At 49.9% G+C, this 26,309-nt stretch carries 25 protein-coding genes, 3 tRNA genes, 1 other RNA gene and 1 CRISPR repeat array; of the genes, 18 read left to right on the forward strand and 11 right to left on the reverse strand.

Translation table 11 applies throughout. The features are described from left to right. The first annotated feature begins 4 nt into the window (after positions 1–4). Positions 5–276: direct repeats of the CRISPR family, unit length 28 nt; unit sequence ATGTTCCCCGCACCCGCGGGGATGAGCC. A 124-nt stretch (positions 277–400) separates the two neighbouring features. Next, positions 401–473, forward strand: a tRNA-Glu gene (locus HMPREF2804_RS06190). A gap of 163 nt (positions 474–636) precedes the next feature. Here HMPREF2804_RS06190 and HMPREF2804_RS06195 read toward each other — a convergent pair. From HMPREF2804_RS06195 to msrA, 3 genes are all read right to left on the reverse strand, one after another. Next, positions 637–1,404 (reverse strand): DUF6318 family protein, encoded by a 768-nt coding sequence (locus HMPREF2804_RS06195; RefSeq protein WP_239661835.1) that lies wholly within the window; start codon positions 1,402–1,404, stop codon positions 637–639. 129 nt (positions 1,405–1,533) lie between these two features. Further along, entirely contained in the window at positions 1,534–2,298 is a 765-nt protein-coding gene (locus HMPREF2804_RS06200; protein WP_070448628.1) for a DUF6318 family protein, read from the reverse strand. A 134-nt stretch (positions 2,299–2,432) separates the two neighbouring features. Next, positions 2,433–2,957, reverse strand: a complete 525-nt coding sequence (msrA, locus tag HMPREF2804_RS06205) for a peptide-methionine (S)-S-oxide reductase MsrA (protein ID WP_070448629.1) — start codon at positions 2,955–2,957, stop codon at positions 2,433–2,435. A 134-nt stretch (positions 2,958–3,091) separates the two neighbouring features. Between msrA and HMPREF2804_RS06210 the strand changes: the two genes are divergently transcribed. After that, a complete protein-coding gene (locus tag HMPREF2804_RS06210) occupies positions 3,092–3,982 on the forward strand; it encodes a Nif3-like dinuclear metal center hexameric protein (RefSeq protein WP_070448630.1) in 891 nt (296 codons plus the stop codon). A gap of 169 nt (positions 3,983–4,151) precedes the next feature. On the opposite strand, the gene HMPREF2804_RS06215 is transcribed toward HMPREF2804_RS06210, so the two are convergent. Next, a complete protein-coding gene (locus HMPREF2804_RS06215; RefSeq protein ID WP_238382316.1) occupies positions 4,152–4,910 on the reverse strand; it encodes an S-layer homology domain-containing protein in 759 nt (252 codons plus the stop codon). Positions 4,911–5,181: 271 nt separating this feature from the next. After that, positions 5,182–5,967, reverse strand: a complete 786-nt coding sequence (locus HMPREF2804_RS06220; protein WP_070448631.1) for a YaaA family protein — start codon at positions 5,965–5,967, stop codon at positions 5,182–5,184. A gap of 65 nt (positions 5,968–6,032) precedes the next feature. Between HMPREF2804_RS06220 and rnpB the strand changes: the two genes are divergently transcribed. Continuing rightward, positions 6,033–6,422, forward strand: an RNA gene (gene rnpB / locus HMPREF2804_RS06225) — RNase P RNA component class A. 85 nt (positions 6,423–6,507) lie between these two features. Here rnpB and def read toward each other — a convergent pair. The 4 genes from def to HMPREF2804_RS06245 form a co-directional block, all read right to left on the reverse strand. Next, a complete protein-coding gene (gene def, locus HMPREF2804_RS06230; RefSeq protein WP_004004524.1) occupies positions 6,508–7,080 on the reverse strand; it encodes a peptide deformylase in 573 nt (190 codons plus the stop codon). Between the two features lie 61 nt (positions 7,081–7,141). After that, positions 7,142–8,335: an acyl-CoA dehydrogenase family protein gene (locus HMPREF2804_RS06235; RefSeq protein WP_070448632.1), complete on the reverse strand. Its 1,194-nt coding sequence runs from the start codon at positions 8,333–8,335 to the stop codon at positions 7,142–7,144. A gap of 64 nt (positions 8,336–8,399) precedes the next feature. Next, positions 8,400–8,472, reverse strand: a tRNA-His gene (locus HMPREF2804_RS06240). Between the two features lie 133 nt (positions 8,473–8,605). After that, complete coding sequence (locus HMPREF2804_RS06245) at positions 8,606–9,268, reverse strand: single-stranded DNA-binding protein (protein ID WP_070448633.1); 663 nt, start codon at positions 9,266–9,268, stop codon at positions 8,606–8,608. 384 nt (positions 9,269–9,652) lie between these two features. Between HMPREF2804_RS06245 and HMPREF2804_RS06250 the strand changes: the two genes are divergently transcribed. Continuing rightward, the gene (locus HMPREF2804_RS06250) at positions 9,653–10,558 is read left to right on the forward strand and encodes an HNH endonuclease family protein (protein ID WP_048754295.1); all 906 of its coding nucleotides are present in this window, start codon (positions 9,653–9,655) and stop codon (positions 10,556–10,558) included. Positions 10,559–10,662: 104 nt separating this feature from the next. Here the strand turns inward: HMPREF2804_RS06250 and HMPREF2804_RS06255 are convergent. After that, positions 10,663–10,735, reverse strand: a tRNA-Arg gene (locus HMPREF2804_RS06255). Between the two features lie 172 nt (positions 10,736–10,907). Beyond that, positions 10,908–12,551, reverse strand: coding sequence for a polyprenol phosphomannose-dependent alpha 1,6 mannosyltransferase MptB (mptB, locus tag HMPREF2804_RS06260; protein WP_070448634.1), 1,644 nt, complete (start codon positions 12,549–12,551; stop codon positions 10,908–10,910). Between the two features lie 255 nt (positions 12,552–12,806). Between mptB and orn the strand changes: the two genes are divergently transcribed. The 14 genes from orn (at position 12,807) to fabF (ending at position 26,242) form a co-directional block, all read left to right on the forward strand. Continuing rightward, entirely contained in the window at positions 12,807–13,442 is a 636-nt protein-coding gene (gene orn, locus HMPREF2804_RS06265; protein ID WP_070627764.1) for an oligoribonuclease, read from the forward strand. Between the two features lie 255 nt (positions 13,443–13,697). Further along, the gene (gene rplS / locus HMPREF2804_RS06270; protein WP_004004530.1) at positions 13,698–14,045 is read left to right on the forward strand and encodes a 50S ribosomal protein L19; all 348 of its coding nucleotides are present in this window, start codon (positions 13,698–13,700) and stop codon (positions 14,043–14,045) included. Between the two features lie 94 nt (positions 14,046–14,139). After that, positions 14,140–14,700, forward strand: coding sequence for a signal peptidase I (gene lepB / locus HMPREF2804_RS06275; RefSeq protein WP_239664683.1), 561 nt, complete (start codon positions 14,140–14,142; stop codon positions 14,698–14,700). A 105-nt stretch (positions 14,701–14,805) separates the two neighbouring features. Continuing rightward, positions 14,806–15,933, forward strand: coding sequence for a signal peptidase I (gene lepB / locus HMPREF2804_RS06280; protein ID WP_037230864.1), 1,128 nt, complete (start codon positions 14,806–14,808; stop codon positions 15,931–15,933). A 163-nt stretch (positions 15,934–16,096) separates the two neighbouring features. Continuing rightward, entirely contained in the window at positions 16,097–16,891 is a 795-nt protein-coding gene (locus tag HMPREF2804_RS06285; protein WP_070627766.1) for a ribonuclease HII, read from the forward strand. Then, complete coding sequence (locus HMPREF2804_RS06290) at positions 16,891–17,226, forward strand: DUF2469 domain-containing protein (protein ID WP_037230865.1); 336 nt, start codon at positions 16,891–16,893, stop codon at positions 17,224–17,226. The genes HMPREF2804_RS06285 and HMPREF2804_RS06290 overlap by 1 nt, the downstream gene beginning before the upstream one ends. Before the next feature lie 280 nt (positions 17,227–17,506). Further along, on the forward strand, positions 17,507–17,953 hold the full coding sequence (locus tag HMPREF2804_RS06295) for a YraN family protein (RefSeq protein ID WP_238789094.1): 447 nt from the start codon (positions 17,507–17,509) through the stop codon (positions 17,951–17,953). Continuing rightward, on the forward strand, positions 17,953–19,497 hold the full coding sequence (locus HMPREF2804_RS06300) for a YifB family Mg chelatase-like AAA ATPase (protein WP_070448636.1): 1,545 nt from the start codon (positions 17,953–17,955) through the stop codon (positions 19,495–19,497). Before HMPREF2804_RS06295 ends, HMPREF2804_RS06300 begins: the two co-directional genes overlap by 1 nt. A 50-nt stretch (positions 19,498–19,547) precedes the next feature. Beyond that, positions 19,548–21,032 carry a DNA-processing protein DprA gene (gene dprA / locus HMPREF2804_RS06305; protein WP_070448637.1) on the forward strand — a complete coding sequence of 495 codons (1,485 nt, stop codon included), beginning with the start codon at positions 19,548–19,550 and terminating at the stop codon, positions 21,030–21,032. A gap of 61 nt (positions 21,033–21,093) precedes the next feature. Beyond that, a complete protein-coding gene (locus HMPREF2804_RS06310; protein ID WP_083297319.1) occupies positions 21,094–22,164 on the forward strand; it encodes a tyrosine recombinase XerC in 1,071 nt (356 codons plus the stop codon). Positions 22,165–22,458: 294 nt separating this feature from the next. Next, complete coding sequence (locus HMPREF2804_RS06315; protein WP_070448638.1) at positions 22,459–23,358, forward strand: ACP S-malonyltransferase; 900 nt, start codon at positions 22,459–22,461, stop codon at positions 23,356–23,358. A gap of 56 nt (positions 23,359–23,414) precedes the next feature. After that, a complete protein-coding gene (locus HMPREF2804_RS06320) occupies positions 23,415–24,440 on the forward strand; it encodes a beta-ketoacyl-ACP synthase III (RefSeq protein WP_070448639.1) in 1,026 nt (341 codons plus the stop codon). A gap of 202 nt (positions 24,441–24,642) precedes the next feature. After that, positions 24,643–24,885, forward strand: coding sequence for an acyl carrier protein (locus tag HMPREF2804_RS06325; protein WP_004004541.1), 243 nt, complete (start codon positions 24,643–24,645; stop codon positions 24,883–24,885). An 88-nt stretch (positions 24,886–24,973) separates the two neighbouring features. Next, complete coding sequence (fabF, locus tag HMPREF2804_RS06330; protein WP_070448640.1) at positions 24,974–26,242, forward strand: beta-ketoacyl-ACP synthase II; 1,269 nt, start codon at positions 24,974–24,976, stop codon at positions 26,240–26,242. The last annotated feature ends 67 nt before the right edge of the window (positions 26,243–26,309 follow it).

The following is a 26,309-nucleotide window of genomic DNA, read 5'->3' on the forward strand; positions in this document are numbered from 1 at the left end:
CATTATGTTCCCCGCACCCGCGGGGATGAGCCCGTACACGCCGCGGGGTATTAGAAAGGGTCACAATGTTCCCCGCACCCGCGGGGATGAGCCCGACTGGGACCCGCGCAACGAATTCTAAGGAGCATGTTCCCCGCACCCGCGGGGATGAGCCCAGTGGGAGAGATGACGGAAATCACCATCGAATATGTTCCCCGCACCCGCGGGGATGAGCCGAACCCTGAAGAAGCAGCTGCCACACTCTCGCTGTTTTCCCCGCACCTGCGGGGATAATTTTTCAACCCTATGAGGAATACTCCCTTAAATCTAGTGATGCATATCATGCTTATTGGAGTTGGTGGGGTATTTCCTTAACTGTATAGTTATATATGTTGTTCGGGCGGGTCCCGAAAAACAGTCCGGCCCCATCGTATAGCGGCCTAGTACTCCGCCCTCTCACGGCGGCAACACCGGTTCAAATCCGGTTGGGGTCACACTAGGAAAAGAGAATTCCCCGGTTCAGGCGAACCGGGGAATTCTCTTTATCTTTATAAATGCCAAGGGGGTCAGGATTTTCTAAAAGGCACTTATATAACCTTTTCAGCAAAACCTAACCTGCTCGCGTCATAATGTGAATAACCAGAAACGGGGAGCAGCCTACTTATTCTCCCCGCCCGCACTCGCAGACCCTTGCGCACTGGCAGAAGCACCCGCTGCGGCAGGAGCACGGTGCACCATACGCCACGTTCCCTCAAGATAATGAGCCGTCACCTGGCCCGAGACAGCCCCGCTCGGCACCTTAAAAACCTCAGGAAGCGGCTGCGAACGGTTCGTCGTCTTCGTATACACCGCAGACTCCCGATTAACCTTCATCGTTGTCTTCCAGGTATAAAATCCGTTCTTCTCATCCTTCGTTGGGTGATCTGTATCCAAAGACATCGTCAACGGGTTCTGCACGCCAGTCACCCAGCCAGTCTCTGAAGCGTACATATCCTGCATGAAATCGGCAATAGTTGTGTAATCGCCCGTATGATCAATATTCGTGAAATAGTTACCGTCACCCGTCAAAAGCATATAATTCAAAGTCGCGAGCCAGTAGGTTACAAAGGCATGTAGGCCCTCAACCGAATCTTCACGCAGTTTCGCGGGTTCCACAGGAACAGGAACATGCTGCGCCGGATGCTCCTGCGTGCCGGGCTCAAATTCACCAGACGATCTGTAGTTCTCCAACTTCAACTCGCCCTTAAAACTAGGGCCAGAAGGGGTAGCAGATGCAGAAGCAGCCGAATGTGATGGCGATGTAGCCTTGGCAGATGCGCTAGCACTTGGCGCCGCATCCTTGTTCTGCGACGAGCACGCGGTAAAAGTAGCTATAAAACCGGCACCTACAACAGTGAAAGCGCCACGACGCGACATTGAGCTCATGAGAAACCTTCCCATCAAAAAACGTTTCCGCCTGCGCGAAAAACTTCACAAGAATAGAACGTAAAATATATACGTTCTCTATAAAATCTACCGGTAAAACCCTAGCACACCTAAAATGTGTAGAGATCTCTAAGGAGCCTTAGTGCCACCGGGCGAAGCCTGCGAGCCGTCGTCCTTGAGCATACGCCATGCGCCGTTCTCATATTGAGTGATCACCGAGACCCTAGACCCAGACTGCATAAGGTCATTAAGGGGGTAAGTCTCCTGAGTCTGCGAATTATAGATTTCAGTACCTTCACCAAACTCAACGGTAGCAATCCACATATACGATGTTTCACTCCGCGGATTCTTCACCGGTTTTGCAGAGTTGAGTGAAATTTTCATAGTATGCTGTTCCCCAAGAACCCACACTACACCGCTGTCGTATAAGGCTTTATAAAGATCAATACTTTCGGTGTAATCGTCAGCCGGATCAGCTTTACGCGACAGAGCACCGTCACCCGTTAAGTAAAGATAATTTTGTGCCTCAACCCAGAAGGCAATGAACGAATACATGCCGTCCACAGACTCTTCATGCATATTTTCTGGTTCCACAGGAGCCGGTACGTTCTCTGCCTTATGCTCGCGGGTGCCCGGTTTGAACTCACCTTTAGAATCGTATTTCTCTAGTTTTACAGGTCCTTGATAGTTCTTCCCAGAACTTTGCAGGCCCTCCGATGCTGATGGGGAAGCCCCCGCAGCCGAGGCTGCGCTCTCAGCAGATGCGGTACCGCCGGGCGATGGAGAAGCATCATTACCTGCCGGCTGAACCTTTGGCGCACAGGCAGTAACCGTTGCCGCTGTGAGACCTGTACCGGTCAAGCACACAGCTTGGCGACGTGAAACTAGAGTCATGATGCCCTTTCAAATCTGTACTAATTCCATCATAACGTCATCCTGCACGTGAAACATGGAAAATTTCTATTTCTCAAGGACAGATTTACGGGAGTTCAAACTCTCCGTGGGAATAATAATGGTCTGATCTGTATTTAGTCTTTCAAAAGATGAGCATATTGTTTGCGTACTTTCACTACCTTAGGCCCAACTACTATGGAACAGTACCCCTGGTAAGGGTTCTTTGCGTAGTAATCCTGGTGGTATCCTTCTGCTTCCCAAAACTCAGTCAACGGCTTAATCTCGGTGACAACTGGGGCGTCGAAGAATGACTGGGCTCGCTCTTTCGCAGCCTCAAATGCAGCCTTTTGTTCGTCAGAGGAATACAGCAGCACGGAACGGTACTGCGAACCACGGTCGGCACCTTGCTGATCCCAGCTTGTGGCATCATGCGCGGCGAAGAAAATATCCAAAATCGCGTCTTCACCTATAACCGATTCATCAAAATCAACCCGAACAACCTCGTGATGCCCCGTCGTTCCCGAGCATACAGACCGATAATCGGGGTTTTGGGTGTGCCCGCCCGCATACCCGCATACGCTTGCTTTCACACCCTGGAACTGCCGAAAAACAGCGTCAATACACCAAAAACAACCGCCGCCAACAACAAAGCTTTTCATAAGGCCTCTCCCACAAATAGATGTACATTCCTTTACAGCATAGCTGTATCAACTATTATTCCCCGTCCTACCCGATGTCTGCTACGGGACGTGTAATAGCTCGTCTTTCTGCTGCTAGATGCCACAATAGAATCATGACAACACCTACGCTATCCCACATTGTTGATACTTTTCATGGCCTGTATCCGCCGCACCTTGCCGCTAGCTGGGATTCTTCCGGGCTAGTTTGTGGGCGTTTACAGGCACCCGTCGAACATGTGCATTTTGCGGTTGATGCCATATCAGCAACCGCCCAAGAAGCTGTAAATCTTGGGGCCGGTCTTCTTATTACTCACCACCCGCTTCTTTTGCGTGGTACCAGCTTCATACCCGACTCCGATTACAAAGGCAACGTGCTCCATACTCTCATTGAAGGTGGATGTGGCCTGCTCGGTGCGCACACCAATGCTGATGCCGCCGTCGCCGGTGTCAACGAGGCTCTCTGTGAAGCGCTTAATCTGCAAGGATACGAACCGCTGACTGATCAGCAGCAACAGGAACTTGTGGGCGAGGAATATAGCGTTGGAACAGGCCGTGTAGGTGTTCTTGCCCGCCCTCTTACATTGCAGGAACTCTCTAAAGAACTAGCTGCTGCTCTTCCCGCAACAGCGGGTGGGCTGCGCGTTGCGGGATCCCCACAAAAACTTATTCGTCGTGTTGCTCTCTGCGGAGGTGCCGGTGACTCTTTGTTTGAAGCCGTGCGGGCGTCTGAAGCAGATGTCTATATCACCGCAGATTTACGGCATCACCCCGCCAGCGAGTTCCGTGAACAAGAACTTGTGCGAGGTACTGATACTGCGCTTATTGACTGCTCGCATGCTGCAAGTGAATCTTTATGGTTGAACCGTGCCGCAGAACGTCTGCAAGAAACCCTAGCGGACCAAGGATACAGTATTGAAATTTCGGTATCCTCACTAAATACCGACCCCTGGGATTTTCATGTAGATACCGGACCAATTGCTGGTTCAGCAAGCACACCTCGCTAAAAATATTCAGAGCAGCTCGACGGGACTTCTAAAATAAATGTGAGAAAAATTTATATTTTGTAGCATTACTATTTTTCCTGAATAGTATTTTGGTGATAATGCAACGGTATAAGTATGGCGTGCCCCTTATTGTATTAGGAGCACGCCATACTTTTCTAAAATCCGATTGTTAATGTTTCATATGTGCATAACGATAAATAAACGCCGCCATTGCTTCACGTGAAATAGGCTCATAGGGATGGAAAGAACCATCTGACCACCCGGTCGTAATATCTGTGCTGCGAAGCCAGGTAATCTCTTTATAGAAAGGCTCGTCTGGGCTCAAATCCCAGAAAGGAGAGACAGCAGGTGCCTCGAACTGAGGGCTGCCCGCAAAGCGGTAGAAGAACGCCGCCATAGCATTACGATCTACCAGGTCATGCGGGCGGAAAGTTCCATCAGACCAGCCAGTGGTAAGACCCTGCTGATGGAACCAGACCATTTCCTTGTACCACATATCGTTAGGAGAAACGTCTGTGAAAGGCGACTTTTCGGGAAGATCAACTTGCGGGGAGCCTGCCAGACGATAGAAATAAACAGCTATACCCGAACGCTCAATATAATCTTTCGGGTGGTATGTGCTATCGGGGTAACCAATCGTGATTTTACGGTTAAAAAGCCAAGTAATCTCATTATAAAAAGCAGAAGATTCAGGAACGTCAATAAAACGTTTCTGGGGCGAAACGGTCTGCGGAGTTGCGTTACCTTCCACCTGATTTAGGGTCGAGAGATCTTCCTGTGCAATAACGGCAGGCTGCCCCTGAGAATCGGTGGTTTGGGGTTGCTGAGTCTCTGCAAAGACGGGGGTGCTAGGCGCAAGAGTAGCGCCAACTAGGGTAAGCGAGCATATAGTTGTGGGAGCTTTACGAAGTTTAAAAGTGAAAGACATACAATAATCCATCATGGCTAGTGCGATATGACTCCCTACAATGTACCAGGGATGTCATATATGGTAAAGGAGCTTCGAAGATATTTATAAAACTGTTATAAACCTTGTGGGAAAATTTTCTGGACACATTCTTAGAAAATGTGCCGGGTATGCAGAATCTATTTCCTCCACACTTCGAAATTAAGAACAACAGTTCTTTCCCAGGGTGTTGATAGCGGGAGAATTCTCGTAGATACCAGAAGAGTACACACTATATTCACACCTGAAAAATCTATTCACGGATAAGAAGGGTCAGTGTTCCTGCTTTCTTAGGTGTCGGTAAGGTACATTCAAGGTCCCAATCGCGGTCAAGCGCCTCTAAGAATTCTGAAATGCCCGCTGTGCCTTCAAAAGGTCGCTCAGCAAGGGTATGAGTGATCACGTAACGCGCTAACTTTCCGCGATAATGCTTTGCCATATGTGAGACAACCTTGCGTGAACCATCTTCTGCAACGCGTTCAACACGAACCGCTAATGTCTGGGCTGACGGCGATACCCACGATTTTGCGTAAGCGCTGGAGCGGCAGTCAAGAATGAGCTGCCCCTGCGCGTATGCGGTCAAAGCATTCCCCAAAACTCCGCGCCAATATGTAGCCAGAGCACCTATAGCGCCAAGCTTGGTTCCCATAGACAGCCGATACGCAGGAATATGATCCTCAAGTTGCACCACACCCCATAAAGCAGATGAAATAAGAACGGACTTCTGAGCCAACTTCCGTTCATCGGGGGAGAAACTGGCGTAATCCAGCGCCTCAAAGAGCACACCCGTATAGACTTTAGCTGCCGAATGCGCCGGTTCCTCCACTAACCGCGTGTTTCGTTCAATCTCCGCCGTGAGTGATGCACCCACCCCGAGGACATCTAGAGCGTCTTCCTGAGCGGAAACTCGCATGAGTTCTTCCAGCACATCTTCACGTTCGGTTGTGAGCTCTGGAAACGATAACTCGGCAAGATTAACTGGTGCGTGTGTGCGAGGCGCAGGGGTCTTACCCTCAGAAGGAGGCAGAAGAATCAGCATGCTTCTTATTCTACCGGGCAGAAATAGAGCAGCGATAATAACTCCGCTAGAATAGAAGGCTGAAGCAGGGTGCCTGGGCAATCGCGAGATACCTCTTCTGAGGGGTATGTCGAGGAAAGTCCGGGCTCCACAGCACAGCATGGTGGATAACATCCACTCGGGGTAACTCGCAGGCTAGTGCCACAGAAAGTAAACCGCCTCATCGAGGTAAGGGTGAAAGGGTGGTGTAAGAGACCACCAGTGGGCGCGGTGACGTGCTCAGCTAGGTAAACCCCATGCGGAGCAAGGCCAAACAGAACACGCCATGATAGGGTAGTGCGCCCGAGCCTGCGGCGCGTGTTCGGGTAGGCCGCTTGACGCTTATGGCAACATAAGCCCTAGATAGATGATTGCCTCAGGTACAGAGCTTTCATCGGTACCGATGACAGAACCCGGCTTATAGGGCACCCTGCTTCTCATGACGCTCGTATACAACACCGGTGCGCCTAATTCTGTGTATCAAGAATCAGGCGCACCGGTAGTGTGGATGATTTTATGTTTTTAATGTCCGAACGGGTCAGGATCTACACCGGGCATCCAACTATTACCCTCAACAGTCCAGCCTTCGCGTTTAACAACTTTCTTCATGCGAGAGGTCCATTTTTTATTAAGACGATTCACATATAGTTTTCCATCAAGGTGGTCGGTCTCATGCTGCATACAGCGGGCAAACCAGCCGGTTGCCTCAAACCTGAGCGGATTGCCTTCGACATCAAATCCATTGACAGTAACCCACTCAGCACGTTTGAGGGGAAAACCGTAGCCTGGGAACGAAAGACACCCTTCTTCTTCGTCATGGGGGTCGGGCTCTGCCGCGGACACCTTGCCGAGAGTTAGCCTGGGATTAACGATGCACCCGCGGGGAGTAACACCATCTTCATTTTCCATCTGATAGGTAAAAACTCGTAAACCTACCCCGATTTGAGGAGCCGCGAGACCCACTCCGTGGGCTGCATCCATAGTTTCATACATATCGGTAACAAGAGCTTTGAACTCATCGTCAAAGGCCGTGACTGGAGCAGCCGGTCGGTGTAAAACGGGATTGCCATAAATAACAACAGGGCGAATAGCCACAGGTAAATCCTTCGTTCTCGAAATCACAAAGTAAAGAGCTGTTGATAGAGTATATTGGCGTCTACTCAGCGAGTAGGTCAAATCCTATGTTATCGCGCAGAAGCTCGTTTGTACCCCCAAAAATAGGCAGTAGCCGTGCCGCGAGGAACGCTTGGGCTACAGGATGCTCATTAATATAGCCGTAGCCGCCGAAAAGCTGCAGACACCGATCGGTAATTGTGCAGGCCTGTTCAGAGGCAAAGACCTTGGCTTTAGCGGCGTCCTCAGCGGTAAGCTCCCCAGCGTTAAAAGCCGCTATAGCGCGTGCCACGTAGAGTTCGGAAAGTTCGGTATTCATGAGAGCATTAGCTAGTTCAAAACGGGTATTCTGAAAATCTGCCACACGAGACCCAAAAACCTTACGTTCTTTTACATACTCTAGTGTGGCGTTGAGAGTAGTCCTGCTGATGACAGCGGACGCAGCGGCAATCGCTAAACGCGCTTGGGGCAGATGCTGTTTGATATAGGTCAAGCCTTGACCGGGCTCACCGATAAGGTTCTCAGCGGGAACACGTACATTCTCGAAGAATAGTTCGGCAGTGTCTGAGGCTCGAATACCTATCTTGTCGAGCTGTCGCCCCGGGGTGTAACCATCAGATTTTTCGACGAAAAAGAGGGAAAATGAATCCTCAGAAGCACGTTCAGAGGAACCATCAGTGCGGGCCAACACGAGGGCTGCATCCCCCGAAATACCGGATCCGATAAAAGTCTTCTGCCCGGTGAGAAGGTAAGAGTTCTCATCACGTACTGCGGATGTGCGGCATGCACGCAGATCAGATCCTGCACCTGGTTCTGTAAAAGCGCATGAAGTCACGAGGTCACCGCTTACCATTTGAGGCAGCCAACGTTCCTTTTGCTCATGTGTACCGCATGCGAGTAAATAGGGGAGCACCAGATCTTGTTGAAGATGCACCGCGAGCGCAAACCCATATCCTCCAACGGCTGCGAGTTCTTGGGTTAGAACTAATTGATACTCGTAATCGGGCAGATGGGCTCCGCCAAATTCTTCGGGGACCGCAAGTCCTAATACTCCTGCTTCTCCGGCGGCTTGCCATACTGAGCGAGGCATAATATGTGCTTGTTCCCATTCGGGGTAGTGAGGGGTTATTTCGTGTGCCACGAATTCACGGACTGCTTCTCGGAACAGCTCATGGTCTTCAGAAAATGTCAGAGTTGATTGCACAGAAAATCCTCTTTCCTCAGGGGAATAAAACATATAAAGTCTAGTAGGTAAAGCTATAGGGCCGCTATGGGGATTACCATAACGACCCTAGTGACGGGGTGATCGACGGGGGTTGAACCCGCGACCTCCTGGACCACAACCAGGCGCTCTGCCAACTGAGCTACGACCACCATGTACATCATGCGGTTTCCCGCGCGATTGCAACGGATACTACTCTACATGAGTTCGATAACTTGTGACAAATCAATTCAAGGTGATACGCGGCACGCTATATGCGGTTTTTAGAAGTTGTGATGTTGAATTCTAGAAGGGTGCCATTTCAGATATTTGATCGCTTTGTTTCTCATACTCAAAACTATTTGTAGGTTCTGAAGATTGTTGAACAGTCTGGTGCGTATCTGTAGATGCTGAAACAGTGTTTTTGGGTTGTGAAAATTCCCGTTGAGGTGAAGATGCTGTTCCTCGTGGTCCAGTTTCTTGAAGGGCGCGGTTTAGGTATTGCTGTGTACTCGATGGTTGTTGGGGAGCGGCATGGCCGTCCTGCGATACATCCTTCTGAATCGGGTTTGTTGTGTCATCCTGAGTGTGGGATTGCGTGCCGCTGTGCTCTACAGCGCGTGAGAATGTGCTGGTGCCGAAGGTAAGGTCAAGACCGATGCTGCTGGCATCAACTTCGACGGATGCACCTTGAGAACCGTCTTCGCGCTGCCACTGTTGTGTGCGAACGCGCCCGGTGAGGAGTACGGGACTTCCCACTGTGAGGGAGGCGGCAATATTTTGTGCCAGCTTGCGGTAGGCGCAGACAGTGTACCAGCTTGTTTGTCCCTCGCGCCAGGAGTTTGTTGCTGAGTCAAACCAGCGTGGCGTGCTTGCCAACCTAAAATTGACGACTGGAATTCCGGTCGGAAGTGTGCGTAGCTGTGGGGCGGTTGCGGTAAACCCGCGTAGGATAACGGTATCAGCCATGATAGAGCTCCCTGAAATGTTAGGTGGTGTGTTATTTAGATAATGTGCGTCCCCTGTCAGAGTGGGGCGCGGTTTTTCTAGTGTGCCTCAATGTAGTGTGATAAAGAGAGCGTTGTATGTGCACATGTGGATAGCCTATCTGAACGGGACAAGAATTCTGATCCTGTGGATAGACAGGAGAGGCGGGGAACTTCTGATACGTGTCACAATATTGGTAAAGAAAACCCTTTACCTCTGGATTTCTTTCTAGCTCTATAAACCCCTATCCTTGTAGTGCAATACCGGTGAATTCGGTTTTAGCATGAGATTTTTTATCATTCGTAAGCTTTATGAGCGCACTAAATCTAACAGCATATCTATGCCGTAGACGTACTGGAGAACATCGTGACAAAGTCTAAAAGGCCTCCTACGCCGAATCTTCGCGATTTTAAGAAGATTGCCGATGTAGACCCGCGCAAGATTTTGCCTCCAGATATGGATCCTAAGAACAAGCGTTTTCTCTATACTGCTTTGGCTATTCTTGTGATCATCGTGCTGATTATTGCCGTTATCTATATTGGGCGGCATAGCCAAGGCGGGCTGTTGGGTAACCCTAGTGCCTCATCTTCTGCTACAGGGGACGGCGAAGAGCAGAACGTCAAAACTGAGTCTCTGGAAGAGGTCAAGAACCCGCATGATGCGGTTGATCCAGCCACAGCATATGCACCTAACTTATCGACGGCGAAGAAGGAGCTTGCTGCCCTGCCTGTGAAAGAGCGGGCATCAAAAGCCGGGTATACGCGTGAGCAATTTGGTGCTGCCTGGGACGATGTCGATCATAATGGATGTAATACTCGTGATGATATTTTGCGTCGTGATTTAACAAATATTCGTTTCAAAGCGGGAACTCGTGCTTGCACCGTACAAACCGGAACTCTTGACGATCCTTATACCGGCAGGACAATCGAATTTAAACGAGGTAAGAAGTCTTCAAGTGCCGTTCAGATCGACCATGTGGTGGCGCTTTCGAATGCGTGGCAGACCGGGGCTCAAGATATTGGCGAGGAAAAACGTCGTGAGCTCGCGAACGACCCCGAGAACCTGGTAGCAGCAGACGGGCCCGCAAATATGCAGAAATCTGATGCCGATGCTTCTGATTGGCTTCCTGGCAATACGGCCTACCGATGCACATATGTGGCGCGGCAGGTGCATGTAAAAGCAAAGTATCAGCTATGGGTCACTGCCGATGAAAAACGCGTTATGGAGAACGTGCTGAACTCGTGTAAAGACACGAACCCTGTGAAGAAATAACGGTACACACCTGTTTGCAAGAATGCGCAGGTGGTTACGGGGTTATCGGTACAAGCACAAGCGCCGCTCCCTCAATTTGAGGGAACGGCGCTTGTGCGTACAGGTACCCCAGGAGGGAATCGAACCCCCGACCAAGAGATTAGAAGGCTCCTGCTCTATCCTCTGAGCTACTGAGGCATGCATTTCACTGTCTTCGATATCGGTGTGAAATACATTTATAGAGTACACCGAAAAGTCACATTATGGTAAACGAACTCGAAAAATGACACAAATTTATGGAAAAAATCCTGAATCGCCATAGCCTGGTTCCGCGCCATGACAGGGGTTTACCCCCAAGTGTTCGTCGAGCTTAATGTTTTTGTAATATTTGACGGGTGCGCCGCGCACGGAGCCTTTCACGTGTCTGAGGGAAGAGCTGCCACCACATCCGTGTGATAGTTCGCTTTACCTGATGCGGATGGAAGCTCAAGTACACCATACGTCGCGTTGCCGGGTCTAACGCCATCAGATAGACGATATAGGCCAGACAGATCAAAATGGCGATAAGACGCGCCATTCCCTGGTTGAAATCGTTCAGATATGGTGAGATATACAGCTGATCACATACCGCATACGCCATAAAGAACAGGGTTGTCACGAAGTACCACATCAGCTGGAAGTGAGAGCGCAGACCTGTCGCGGCGATCATAGGAACAGCCCAGAGAATGTACCATGACTGAATCATAGGGCTGAAAAAGAGCATGGCGAGAATCGCGAGACCTGCGTATCGCACCACGTTACGGTATCGACCGACAAATGCGAAGCTTAACGCGCTCAGGATGCCTAGAAGTTTGCCAATATTCTCAAGAATTTTCTTGACAGCATCGAAGGAATCACCGTGTGCGAAAAGCCCAATGAAACCGATCACTAAGCCGATGGGAGTGTACCAAATGTACTGACCGCCCGTAGTAGATAGCGCGCTGACCCAACCGAAACCAAGGTCGCTTATGTAACCTAAAATAGCGAGCTCGGCAAGAAGAATAATTCCTGAGATAAACCAGATAGTGAATTTGCGTACCCAGCTGGCGTTATTACCCGCCCACAGCAAGCCAACAAAGGGGAGCACCACAAGTGCTAGAGGCTTCACCCCGACGCCGAAAGTCACCATCGTAACGCCAAGAACGCCACCATAGACATTGGGGTATCGCTTCGCAAAGTAGAGACCTGCAAGCATAAACATGGTCATCAAGGAATCGTTGTGACCACTCGCTATGAAAGAAGCTATGAACAGGGGATTAGCGCCTACCTGCCAGAGCGCTCGCGTTTGATTATATTTGTAAAGCTGTGCGAGTTTTACGACAAAGAACAAAATGCCGATAACGGCGAGGACACTGACAAGACGAAACAAGAAAATGGCGAGATCGATATTTCCATCGACGATGCGAGCGATGAATTCTTCGATTTTGAGTGAGATAGGCCCGTAGGGCGGAGGAGACTCAGCCCATTGCGGGTCCGCACCATTTTGCATGAAGTTCGCTATCTCAGAAACCCCCTGTTTATAGGGGTTCAGTCCGTGAGCCATAACCATGCCCTGCCCATAGTAGGAAAACATGTCGCGGCTGTAAATAGTAAGAGCAAAAACCTGGGGCAGTGACCAGCAGGTAACAATTGCGATCATCCACCTGAGCGAAGAATTATTCCAGGTACCCATCTTCTGGTAGATACGCAGCCACTCACGGCACATAATCATGGCACCTAGTGAAAGCGCGATAATACAAACGATTACCCACGAAACTTCATAACGTATAGTGCGTATCAGATTGTTGCGCCAAAAACCTGAGCTATCTGCAATCCAACCAACGCCGTATGAGCTGAGAGTGATAAGAATAGAGCCAAAGGCACCCAGCAGTAGCGTGCGAAGACGGTTACTGTCAATGTACTTTTGCAGACGCGGCGACGTTGCGGTGGGCTTTGTAAAAAATCTTGACCGCCACTGCATATACCGCGTTTTCATGCGTTAGGAATCCCTTCACTAGGGGTTTTAGCTCTACATCCAATACGCTCTCCATAATACCCGAGCACCTTCATTGTCTCCTGTGTGAAACCCACAAGACTACCGTTCTTCGCACGTGTTTTAGGTCGCGTGTGGAGAAGGTTTAATTCTCATATAGGTCACAATCAAACTTTTTAGGGCGGTAGATACAGAAAATAAGAAAGCTATGAACTGCTGTAGCTGGGAGAGTACGTAGAAAATCTGTAGAGTTAAAGCGTGAGTATTTCAAGTGAACGTATTGTATGGATTGACTGCGAAATGACCGGGCTCGATCTTACACAGGATGCACTGATTGAAATAGGTGTTCTTGTGACGGATTCTGACCTCAATATTTTGGGTGAAGGCGTGGAGCTCGTGATCAAACCCGGTTCTGAGGCACCCGCTGGCGCTCTCGAGAACATGAATAGCTATGTGCGAAATATGCATGAGTCTTCGGGGTTATTAGAGGACCTTGAACACGGCGTATCTATGCATGAAGCGCAGGAAGCAGTTCTTAAATACGTCAAGAAGTATGTTCCTGTAGCGGGCAAAGCGCAGTTGGGCGGAAATTCAGTCGGCATGGATAAACGCTTTTTGGAGCGCGATATGCCAGATCTTATGAAGCATTTGCACTACCGCGTAATTGATGTATCGACGATCAAAGAACTCGCTGCTCGCTGGTACCCGGCTGCTCGTCATAATGCGCCAGTTAAGACCGGAAACCACCGTGCTCTTGGAGATATCAAAGACTCGATTGATGAACTCAAATACTACCGTCGCGCAATTTTTGTTCCAGATGCGCCGGATGCGATTACCGCAGCTCGTATAGCTCGCGACGTAGAAGTGGAACGTCAGACTCTTGAAAAGACGTAAGAGATACGCCCTCTTAGGCTCTGAAAACGTGCTTCGATAGAAGCTCGTAGTTGCCCACCGCTGCAGCATCTGCCATAATAAAAAACTGTGTTTGCGCTGGGCACGCCCCTGCCGTAGGGGGAAGAGCGACCATAACAGTGCGAACCTTAGAACATCAATCATGTTCTAAGTTATTAGAACTTCTATCCACCACCTTGGACGATAGATTTAATCGAGTCTATTTGACCTGCGGCAGATGACTCAGGAGAACAACACATGCAAACTCTTGATTTCCTCGACAAGAAGTCCCTTCGTGACGACATTCCCGAATTTGCACCCGGCGACACCCTGAATGTTCATGTGAACATCGTTGAGGGTAAGAACCGCCGTGTTCAGGTTTTCAAAGGTTTTGTTGTTGGACGCCAGGGCGCTGGTATTCGCGAAACCTTCACCGTGCGTAAGATTTCTTTCGGTGTTGGTGTTGAGCGTACTTTTCCGGTGCACTCCCCGGTAATTGAGAAGATTGAGCTTGTTAGCCGCGGCGATGTTCGCCGTGCCAAGCTGTACTATATGCGTGATCGCCACGGTAAGGCAGCTCGTATCCGCGAGAAGCGCGAGTTCTAAGACATATCAAGGTCTTATACATATGGAGTTAGCCGATTCTTCGGCAGAACCTCAGATGAGGCGTCATTCCGTTAGGGGATGGCGCCTTGTTCTTGTGGCTTGCGCTCTTGCACTATGCATTATGCTGGGCATCCGTACCTTTATAGCGGATGTTTACTACATTCCATCTAACTCTATGGAACCTACCTATATGCCCGGGGATCGTGTTTTAGTCTCGAAGCTGTCTGATAGCTCCCACATACATCGAGGCGATATTGTCGTTTTCGATGGTGCCGGTTCACTGTCGCCTTATAAATCAGGGGATGGGTTCTGGAACGACCCAGTAAAACACACAGGTCAGTGGTTGGGTTTAGCCCCTACAGAAACCGTTTACATTAAACGAGTGATTGCACTTGAGGGCGATACCGTATCCTGCTGCACTGACCAAGGAAAGATAACTCTTAACGGAGAGCCTCTAGACGAGCCTTATATCTACCCACAAGACTCACCTTCAACCACAAAATTTGACGTTGTAGTACCGCACGGACGCATGTGGGTCATGGGCGATCATCGCTCGGTATCAGTTGACTCTAGGTCTTTGCTAGGAGCACCTGGTGGAGGGCTAATCCGAACCGATAAGATTATTGGAACCGTGGATTTTCGTCTCCATTTTTGACATCTGTGTATGTCTACAGGCGTAAAACCCCCAAATAAACTGCATTTGAAGGGCAGACACCTATACAATAGCTAAGAACCATTCGCCCCTAGAAAGGTCTTCGATATGGCTAACCAGTACGGCTCGTCACGTTCATCACGCGATGAGAACTCCGTCCCAGCTAACTATCAGCCGCGGAGCCGCCGTGAGCGCCGGGAGCTTGAAGAGCGCCTGGTCTATGAAGAACAAGAACAGTCGTACATTGAGTCGCAAGACGATCCAGAGGGCGAGTACACGGATTATGCTTATGAAGACGAGCAGAATGTGTATGAACCGGAAGAATATGATGCCTCAGAGTATGTGGAATACCCGGAATATGAGGAAGAACCAGTAGATTTTGAGGAAGCCTCGGCTGAATATGACGATTATCTTTCCGAATATGATGGTAATGATGAGGCAGAATATACGGAAGACATAGAAGCTGATGAGGAAGAACCAGAGACAGAGCCCGCTCCAGCTCTCAGCGCTAAAGAAGAAAAGAAGCGAAGGAAAAAAGAGAAACAGGCTTTAACCCTCAAACAGGCGCAAGCTGAGGGTCGAGTAAGCGAATGGGCTTGGACTCAAGTTCGTGAAACAGGCACGATCATCCTTTATGCTCTGATTATTGCTTTCGTTATTAAAACATTCCTGATTCGCGGCTTTTACATTCCCTCAGGGTCTATGGAAAATACTCTGCAGGTTAACGATCGGGTCTTCATTAACGTTGCCGGGTCGTATTTCAATGACCCCAAACGTGGTGATGTTGTTGTCTTCAAAGACTCACAGGGCTGGATTCCCTCAGGACAGAAGAACTCCAACCCCATTTCCGACGGACTTACCTTTGTTGGCATTCTGCCCGACACATCCTCAAACTACTTGGTGAAACGAGTTATTGGTCTGCCCGGTGATACGGTAGAAAGTGATGGCAGCGGAAAGATCAAGGTTAACGGTATCGAGATCACGGAACCCTATCTACATCCCGGGTCAAACCCCTCAGACATTCCCTTTAAGGTGACGGTACCCGAAGGAAAGTACTTTATGATGGGCGACCACCGCGATAACTCTGCCGATTCCCGGTTTCACATTGCCGACGGGCACGCCTTCATCCCACGAGATGACATAGCGGGAACAGTTTTCGTCATCGCCTGGCCGCTGAACCACTTCGGAATGTTGGATGACGAAAAGAAGGTCTTCGACTCGGTCCCCAACCCGTAATTGACCAGCGCAAACATATTGCCCATTCACGAGGTGGAATAGGAAGAAAATCCTATTCCACCTCGTACCTATAAAACTGTATATCTCATATACACGATGTTTATATAGGCGATACCAAGCCCCTCGTCCGTTTGCATTTTCACGTGGAAAGATAAGACTACACATGCATAGCGCGAATCTTGAGCATGAACAAAAACTTTTTACCGCAGGGTATCGCTTTATCGCTGGTCTCGACGAAGTCGGACGTGGAGCATTAGCAGGCCCCGTAAGCGTAGGTGTTGCCGTGTTAGACCAACAAAATCAGCGGATACTTGAAGGACTCACGGATTCAAAAGCTCTAACCCCAAAACGCCGTGAAGCTCTCATACCGCGCATCCAAAAATGGTGTTCCTACGCTATTGGGCACACTACACCCGCCGAAATAGACGTTTTAGGAATGACCTACGCACTGCGACTGGCGGCGCAGCGAGCACTCGCCGATCTGGCGTATCGCGGTTTATACCCGGAGGCTGCGCTTTTGGACGGAAAACACGATTGGCTTAGCCCGCCGCCTGAGAATCTATTCGACTCTATGGACCCTGTACATCGCCGGTATGAGGAATTGCTTCACCGTGTATGGAACGGTGCTAACTCGGCCGTAGAAAAAGGTTGGAGTGGCCCAGTCACCACGATTATTAAGGGCGATTATCAGTGCGCTTCTATAGCTGCCGCATCGGTGGTTGCCAAAGTCGATCGTGACGCCTTTATGGAATCCTTATCGGCAGAGAACCCACACTACGACTGGGTGAAGAACAAGGGGTATGGGTCTGTTGCGCATCGTCAGGCTATTAGTGAGTATGGACCTAGCATTTACCATCGTCTTTCATGGTCATTACCGGCTACGGAAGAACAGCTGACGAATACACGTATCGGTCGCAGCGAAGTATTGAAAATTTTGGGGGAAGACGGGGAAAGTTAATGAGTGCAGAAGAACTGGAAAATTATGAGACCGATGCTCAACTGGCATTGTACCGAGAGTACCAAGATGTTATGTCGCTATTCAGCTATGCCATTGAAACGGACCGCCGGTTTTATCTCGCAAATAAGGTCGATGTAACGCCTCAGATCCGGGAGGGAACCATATACTTTGAGGTCGTGATGAATGATGTGTGGGTGTGGGATGTTTTTCGCACTAATCGGTTCGTCAAGAATGTTCGAGCTTTTTCGACTCGTGACGTAAATGTTGAAGAACGGCTACCAAATCAGGACTTTACGGTGCCAGAAATTGCTGATCTCCCCGATGATTTAGGATAAAAGCGACCGTAGCGCGGCAAAAAGACTGAGCTTAATATAGCGGTTTATAGCCGGCTCTCAGATTCAAATTTTTGGGGGTTAATAGGAAGTTTTCGCATAAATCGCTGTGGATAACAAAGAAAAGTGTCCCACTCCCTTAGGTTTTCCACAAATCTCAGAGTAGAGCCCGCGTACTATGGATACAGCGGTCATAGTAGAGGCAAGAACATCTGCTATGCGCCAAGAATCTGGGGAGCTAGTGAGCTTCGCATGAGTTTTGGTGTTCTCATGAGGAGCCACTATGACAGCTATAACGTCGCGCACGCCATCGAGCCGCACACTGGGAAAGCCAAGCTGGATTCGTAGACCTGCGAAGGCACATCGGGTGGGGCGCTGGGGCGAAGACCTAGTTGCCCAGATTCTTAGTGTTAATGGGTACCGGATTCTGGAACGTAATTGGCGTCCGCCCGCAGGGCTAGATATTCCGCTGCGGGGAGAGCTAGATCTTATTGCTATTACTCCCCAGGACGAGCTGGCTTTTGTCGAAGTTAAAACTCGATCCTCAGAAGAGTACGGGCATCCTTTTGAAGCTATCAATGGTGATAAGGCTAAACGCACACGTGAACTCGCTATACTATGGTGTCGTCTACGCGAGAACCTTGATTTTGGGCATTTTCGTGTTGATGCTATTGCGGTGACAGGAACTCCTGAAAAGTTCACCTTCGAACACTTGATGGGGGTGGCGTAGTGGGGTTTGCACGTACGTACTCTGTAGCATTGGTTGGGCTTCACGGCCATATCGTTGATGTTGAGGCGGATGTCTCTCAAGGGCTTCCCGGATTTGTGCTCTTGGGCCTTCCTGATACAGCTCTTAACGAATCTAAAGAGCGTGTTCGCTCTGCCGCTAAGAACTCGGGTATTTCGTTAACACAGCACAGACTCACCATTAACCTGACACCCGCAACACTGCCTAAGCGTGGCTCTGGGTTTGATCTTGCGATGGTAATCGCGGCTCTGCAAGCTGAACGAAATTTACATCCTAGCGGCGATTGCGTTTTTCTTGGGGAGCTAGGGCTCGACGGTTCTTTGCGGTCTGTTCCTGGCATACTGCCAGCTGTAAAAGCTGCCGCTGATGCGGGGCACTCGCGCGTAGTGGTGCCCCATGCCAACGTTGCAGAGGCATCGTTAATTCCGGGAATTCAGGTTGCCGGATTTCGGTGTTTGGCAGAAGTATTTTCTGCTTTCGGAGCGAGCACAGAGAACCTGAAATATCCACCAGCGCCGGTTGAGTCGATGACTCCGAATCCTTCTGCGCATACTGCGGTATTAGCTGATATGTCTGATGTTGCGGGGCAACAACAGGGAAGATTTGCCCTCGAAATTGCTGCCGCCGGGGGACATCATATTTTGTTGCAGGGTCCTCCCGGATCTGGGAAAACAATGCTGGCAGAGCGGCTTCCTACTATTCTGCCTCTTCTTGATGATGAAGCAGCTATGGAGGTAACAGCGATTCAATCGCTCTGCTCATCGGACGCATCTTTGAGCGAACTAGTGCGTATACCGCCTTTTGAAGCTCCGCACCATAGCGCATCTGCACCCGCTATTTTGGGAGGAGGCAGCGGAATCCCGCGACCGGGTTGCGTTTCAAAAGCCCATCGCGGAGTACTTTTTCTGGACGAAGCTCCAGAGTTTAAACGTACAGTGCTCGATTCGTTGCGCCAGCCTTTGGAGAGCGGAGAAATAGTTCTTGATCGAGCTGCGGCCTCAGCAATTTACCCGGCCCGGTTTCAATTAGTTCTTGCTGCCAACCCTTGCCCTTGTGGAATGAACGTAGGTACCGGTGCTGATTGCACCTGTACCCCTCGTGAGCGACGCTCATATTTCAACCGTTTATCGGGACCACTTCTTGACCGTATAGACCTCAATCTGATGGTTCCTAAAGTATCCTCCGCCGAGCTTGCTAGCCAAGAACGCGGGGAAAGTTCTCGTAGCATTCGAGAAAGGATTATCACAGCTCGTGCTGCTCAGGTGGAAAGATTATCTCCCTATGGGTTACGGGTTAACGCTGAGACGAATGGAAAAATTCTACGCGGACCGCTTCGGCTGAACTCAACCTTGGTACAAGGTCTTAACCGAGCCGTAGACCGGGGCACTTTAACAGCGCGCGGATACGATCGCGTGTTACGCACCGCATGGACCCTGAGCGACCTAGACGGCACGACCTCACCCCAACAGGAACATCTTGATGTGGCTTTATTCCTGCGGCAGCAAGGTGGGCATCAAGGGCTATAAAAATCATCCACGTTGATGGAATAAACGAGCATAGTGAAGAGAGAAATATCATGTCAGACGTACTTTTAGACGTAGAAAACCATACATATTTTCAACAGCTAATGATGTATCGCCGGAAAGAGCTTGAAAGCCTAGACCAAGCGTACATCCCGGAACCTTTTGAAAGTTCAACACCGTTTCAGTGGCGAATAAATGCGAAGTTGCAGGATGAAGAAGCCGAGCTGCTATTTGAGGAAAACCTGGAACCGGAAGAACGGATACGCCAGGTGCGAGCCTATATTCGGTTATGTACCGCCCTTATTATGCGCTTTGCTGATCCTGCGGACCCTCTGATCGTTGAGGGACTAAAAACTTTGGGGGCTCCGCTTACTTTGTATTGCGTGACTAATCCGGAAGGAATGACGGAAACGTGGTGGAATGGGGGAGAACCCAGCGAAGAAATTGCCGATGTACTTCGTGCCGCAGGGGTCAGTTATACACCCGGTCAGCATTCCATGAGCTATGAGGACTTTACTCGTGGTATCGCGAAGAAGCGTAGGAGATGGCAGGGGCGTCAGCGATTTGAACCTCGACGTGAATGCGCTATGGCGGTATCTTGCGGCATATGGCTTGTAACCCCTGTTGATGATTTTTGGCCTAACTACCTGCAAGATTTAGGGGATGAAACTCCGTATGGCCTGTGGGGCAAGGGTGATCCCGTAAAATTACGGATACTAACAGAGTATTTTCAGAAATGTGTTGCGGTCGTGGGTTCGCGCGATGCAAGTGTGTACGGTGCTGATGCAACATCATATTTAGTACATGAATTAGCACAGAAGGGGCACATTATTATCTCCGGTGGTGCTTATGGCATTGATGTAGCTGCCCATCGTGCTGCGCTTGCCGCAGGAAGTTCTTCGGTTCCTACGATTGCGCTCATGGCTGGGGGTCTAGATCATTTCTATCCCGTACAGAACAGTGAGGTCCTGCACCGTATTGTGGAGGAGGGTCTTATTCTGAGCGAAGTATCTATTGGAAATACCCCCACACGGTGGAGATTCCTAGAGCGTAACCGTCTTATTGCCGCCCTTTCACACGACATTGTGGTGGTGGAAGCACGTTGGAGGTCGGGCGCCCTCAACACCGCCCGGCACGGACTTGAAATCGGACGGGAACTTTGGGCTGTTCCAGGGAATATTAACTCTCCGAACTCTGTAGGTTGTCACAGGCTTATTCGGGATGGCTATGCTCGTATCCTGAGCGAGATACAAGATATCCTGGAAGCTCGTGAAGGGTTCGATGCTCTGCAGGAAGAAAAGCAAAGTCATGATCACGAGCAAAGCACAGTTCTCGATACCATGTCGGAGGTGCAGGGACGGCTTTGGGACATGATGTCCCCGCGGACCTATCGATCGGCGGAGGAGCTTGCGGGCCACATCGGCTTGCCTTTGCGCGGTACTATGGTAGAACTGAGCCAATTGGCGCAACAAGGTCTGGCAGAAAGCGATGGGTTCGGGTGGCGTAAAATACGGCAGGCAGCTCGCTCAGCATCATAGCTTAGTACATGGACTTGCTAACCTCGCAGAAGAGATAGGGGCAGAAGGGGGGGAAAGAGAAATGACAGCAGCATTTTGGGATGATAATAAAGAGCTTTCAAAGACTTTACCTATGCCCGATGCAGTTTTACCGGAAAGTTCATTAGCCCCTACCCTCCCCATATCAGCAAGCCAGCAGGATTCCACCCCAGACCTTGCTCCCGCCTTATCTGGAGAAGTATTTTTACCTATTGTCGAGAATTTCGAACGTTATCTCAGGTACGAGAAGTATCGTTCCGAAGAGACTATCCGATCGTACATATCTGATCTCTGCGGGTTTTTCGGCTTTATCGGACGACGGGGAATTAGCCGTGTTGAAGATGTAAACCTGCAGCTTATCCGTGAATGGCTGGGGTCTATGCACCTAAAACAAAATGCCAAGACAACTGTAGCTCGACGTGGTTCAACCCTGCGCACTTTTTTCAGCTGGGCTCATGAGGAAGAACTCATCGTAGAAAATCCTACCCGGGGAATGAGTACGCCTAAGCGTGACCGACATCTTCCTGCTGTCCTGAGTCAGGAACAGATGAGCTCCGTTTTGGACACCGTAGCACTGCGATGCCGCGAAAATCCGCAGGATATCCGGATGCTGAGGCTTTGGGCTGTTCTAGAGGTTCTGTACTCATCGGGTATGCGTATCTCAGAACTTACAGGCTTGAATCTATCGAGTATAGACCGAGCTAATAAGACGGTTCGCGTTATCGGTAAAGGTAATAAAGAACGTGTTGTACCATTGGGAACCCCCGCGATGAAAGTTCTTTCACAGTGGGTCAAAATAGGGCGCCCGTATTGGATAGCCAAAGGTTCACGCGATGTAACTGCCCTGTTTATAGGGCCACGCGGCAAACGTGCAAACCCTCGACAAATTCGTGAAGATATTAGCCGAATCCTACGTACACTTGAGAATACCGAGGTTTCAGGGGCACATGTCCTTCGTCATTCTGCTGCAACTCATCTTGTTGACGGAGGGGCAGACATTCGTACCGTTCAAGAGCTGTTAGGGCACGCATCGCTCTCAACGACACAGATCTATACCCATGTCTCCATGAAACGTTTAGCAGATACCTATATTCGTGCTCATCCGCGAGCTTGATTGTACGGAAGCGGAAAAGGCTATTGAAGTTTTTCGTGTGCTTGCCCTGCGCGGTAAGCGAAAAATGATGACGTTACAAGAAGCAACTGGTGCTTAGAAGGCATAAGATGTCAAGACCAATATCCAGCGGAGCCTGTGGTGGGCGCTTATGGAATATACCGGCTAGGACAAAAGATGAGTAGAATATCTCTGGAGCGTTTATCATAATATGTGGCATTTTGAGCTACTCCGTACGATGATAAAGCGATAGAATACTATACGCGAGAGCGTCATGAGCTATTTGAAAGGTCAAGAATGTACGCTATTGTCTGCCCCGGTCAAGGATCTCAAAAAAAGGGCTTTCTCACTCCTTGGCTTGAGATTGTCGGAGTTCGTGAACACCTTGAGCGTCTCTCACAAGCAGCAGAGCTTGACCTTATCCATTACGGCACCGAAGCCGAGGAAGAGGCTATTAAAGACACCGCTATTGCCCAGCCTTTGATTGTTGCTGCAGGTATTGTCACCGGGCGTCTAACGCTTGCTCGTCTAGGAACAGAGAATTTACTTTTCGCAGGGCACTCCGTAGGAGAAATTACAGCAGCTGCGCTTTCTGGAATTCTTAGCGATGAAGATGCTATGCGTTTTATTCGCGTTCGTGCCACCGGCATGGCCCAAGCCGCCACTGCATCCCCAACCGGTATGGCAGCAGTCCTGGGCGGCGATGAAGAAGAGGTTCGTGAAGCAATTAAAGCGGCGCAGCTGGTTGCAGCCAACTCCAATGGCGGTGGACAAATCGTTGCAGCAGGCGCACTTGACGCTCTTGAAAAATTCACTGAGAATCCACCGGCTCGTACTCGTGTTATTCCGCTTAAAGTTGCTGGTGCCTTTCACACAGAAGCTATGGCCCCGGCCGTGGAACCACTCAAGAAATTTGCAGACACGATCACGGTTGAAGATCCAAAGCACAAAATTTTGAGTAATCGCGATGGCTCTGTGGTCGCTACCGGACAGGAATTTCTCGATTCTCTCGTCAAGCAGGTTACAAACCCTGTGCGGTGGGATCTGTGTATGGCTCAGATGTTGCAAGACGAAGTCACCGATATTATTGAGGTAACACCTGCAGGAACCCTCGTCGGATTGGCAAAACGCGCAATGCGTGGTGTACCTTTCACCGCCGTTAACGCTCCTGAAGACCTCGAAAAATTTGGTGTATAGGTTTAAGGCGTATCAGATCAGACCCACGAAGAAACAGCTCAAGGAACAGTAAACACGTGACTACCCTCAAACAATATGAGAACAATCGTTACTCCCGCATTTTAGGCTATGGGGCTTCCCGTGGTGAGGTGATTGTTCATAATAACGATATCGTTGAAGCTATCAACTCGTCTGATGAGTGGATTAAGCAGCGTACCGGGATTTCAACCCGACATCGAGCTAGCGAAAACCAAACCGTTAATGACCTTGCAATCGCAGCAGCTCATGATGCGCTCGCCAACTCACACGTGATGGGTGAACAGATTGATGCCGTTATTATCTCAACAATTTCCCATCCGTATGCTACTCCGTCACTAGCTGTTCTGGTTGCGGATGCCATTGGGTCTCGGTGTCCTGCTTACGATATTTCTGCGGCCTGCGCTGGCTTCTGCTATGGTATAGCTCAGGCAGATGCTATGGTTCGTTCTGGTATGGCGCAGAATGTTCTCGTGATAGGCGTTGAAAAACTCTCAGATTTTATAGATAATACGGAACGTTCTATCTCATTCTTGTTGGGAGATGGAGCGGGTGCGGCTGTTGTTGGCGTATCAGATGAGCCTGGTATCGCCCCGACTATTTGGGGATCAGACGGCTCTCGTTGGGGAACTGTTGGAATGACCCATTCCCTCCTCGATATCCGTAACCGTGATTTTGTCGCTAACCCCGTGCAGGAAGACGAAAAGATTTGGCCTACCCTGCGTCAAGATGGACCTTCAGTCTTCCGCTGGGCCGTGTGGGAAATGGCAAAAGTTGCACAGCAGGCTTTAGAATCGGCAGGTATTACTCCGGATGAGCTGGGTGCATTAATTCCGCATCAGGCTAATGCTCGCATTATCGATCAGATGGCAAAAACCCTGAAATTGCCTGAAAATGTCGCTATTGCGCGAGATATTGCTGATGCTGGTAACACGTCTGCCGCCTCCGTTCCTTTGGCAGCGCATCGTCTTTTGCAGGAACAGCCTGAACTTTCTGGAAGATTTGCATTACAGATTGGTTTTGGGGCCGGTCTTGCATATGCGGCACAGGTTGTTGTTCTTCCGTAAGTTATCGAGATCATTCTTAAGGTATCTGAATATAACTTTTATGAGATAGCTCAAATTCGTACCTGCAAACACTAGATTTACAGTACGAATTTGAAAAACTCGGGGTTATTGTGTGAGATACTTACACAGACACGATAAACTCGATTATGCACATGCTCTTAACCAGGAGCGTGCTACCACTTCTATGACAAAGGAGCCCTTCATGGCTAACAAAGAAGAGATCCTCGCAGGTCTTGCTGAGATTGTAAACGAAGAGACCGGTGTTGAAGTTGAAGATGTTCAGCTGGATAAGTCCTTCACCGAAGACCTCGATATTGACTCTATCTCGATGATGACTATCGTAGTGAACGCTGAGGAAAAGTTCGAAGTTACTATTCCAGACGAAGAGGTCAAGAACCTCAAGACTGTTGGTGACGCAGTAGACTTTATCGCAAAAACAGCCTAAATTAGGCTGCCGACGGTGGGCGCGGGCAAGTAACCGCGCCCACCTGTCTAGTTTCACCCTCCACCGATATAACCAAGAAAGTGTGAAGATGTCTCGAAAAGTGTTGGTGACCGGTCTCGGCGCAACCACTCCTATTGGCGGCGACGTCCCCACCACCTGGGCAAATGCGCTTACAGGCGTCTCGGGTATCACTAAAATTGATGAGCCCTGGGTAGAAGAATACAGCTTGCCTGTTTACATCGCTGGGCGCCTCGCAGAGCCTGCTCACGAGTCAGAACGACTCACCAAAGTTGAAGCAAAGCGCTTAGATCCTTCAGGACAGCTAGCACTTATCGCTGCTCGTGAAGCCTGGGAAGATGCTGGTTTTTCGGGTTCCGACGCTGAATCCGCAGAAGAAGTTGATCCCTTACGCACCGGTGTAGCATTTGGTACTGGTATCGGTGGTGTGTGGACCCTGCTTGATGCGTGGGATACATTGCGTGAGAAAGGACCTCGAAGGGTTCTTCCCATGACAGTTCCCATGTTAATGCCTAACGGCAACGCAGCCGCTGTGTCGATGAACCTGAAAGCGCGCGCCGCTGCTCAAACCGTCGTATCTGCCTGTGCTTCTTCAACGGAAGCTATGGAGTTGGGGGTCGATATGATTCGCACAGGTAAAGCAGATGTGGTTGTTGTCGGCGGTTCCGAAGCAGCAATTCATCCTCTTCCGTTAGCGGCCTTTGCGCGTATGCAGGCACTATCGTCGCGTAACGATGACCCCGAAAAAGCCTCACGCCCTTATGATGTGGATCGTGACGGATTTGTGATGGGCGAAGGTGCCGCGGCTATGATTCTTGAGTCAGAGGAGCATGCCCGAGCCCGTGGAGCGCGAGTCTATGCCGAGCTAGCAGGTACCGGTGTCTCTGCTGATGCCTTCCATATAACCGCTCCCGATCCTGATGCTCTAGGAGCCACACGAGCTCTACGCGAAGCACTCAAAGATGGGGATATTGACCCTACTACAGTTGTGCATATTAACGCACACGCAACCTCAACTCCTGCGGGGGATCTACCGGAAGCAACTGCTATGCATGCTACTTTCGGTGAGCATACAAAGAATATTGCTGTTTCTGCAACCAAGTCTATGACGGGGCATCTTTTGGGTGGTGCAGGAGCCCTTGAAGCAGTGCTTACCGTATTGGCGATTTACAACCGCAAAGCTCCGACTACTATTAATCTGGAAAACCAAGATCCGCAGATTGATCTTGACGTTGTGACGCAGGCACGGGAGCTTCCTGAAGGAGAGATTGTTGGTATCTCGAATTCCTTCGGCTTTGGTGGACATAATGCAGTCGTCGCGTTCCGTTCTGTTGAGTAACTCTGCATAATACTGCATTGGGGTCTTCTCAGGAATTACCTGAGAAGGCCCTTTTCGTATCTGTGTA

The sequence above is a fragment of the Rothia sp. HMSC065G12 genome, from assembly GCF_001811455.1.
Lineage (GTDB): Bacteria > Actinomycetota > Actinomycetes > Actinomycetales > Micrococcaceae > Rothia > Rothia dentocariosa.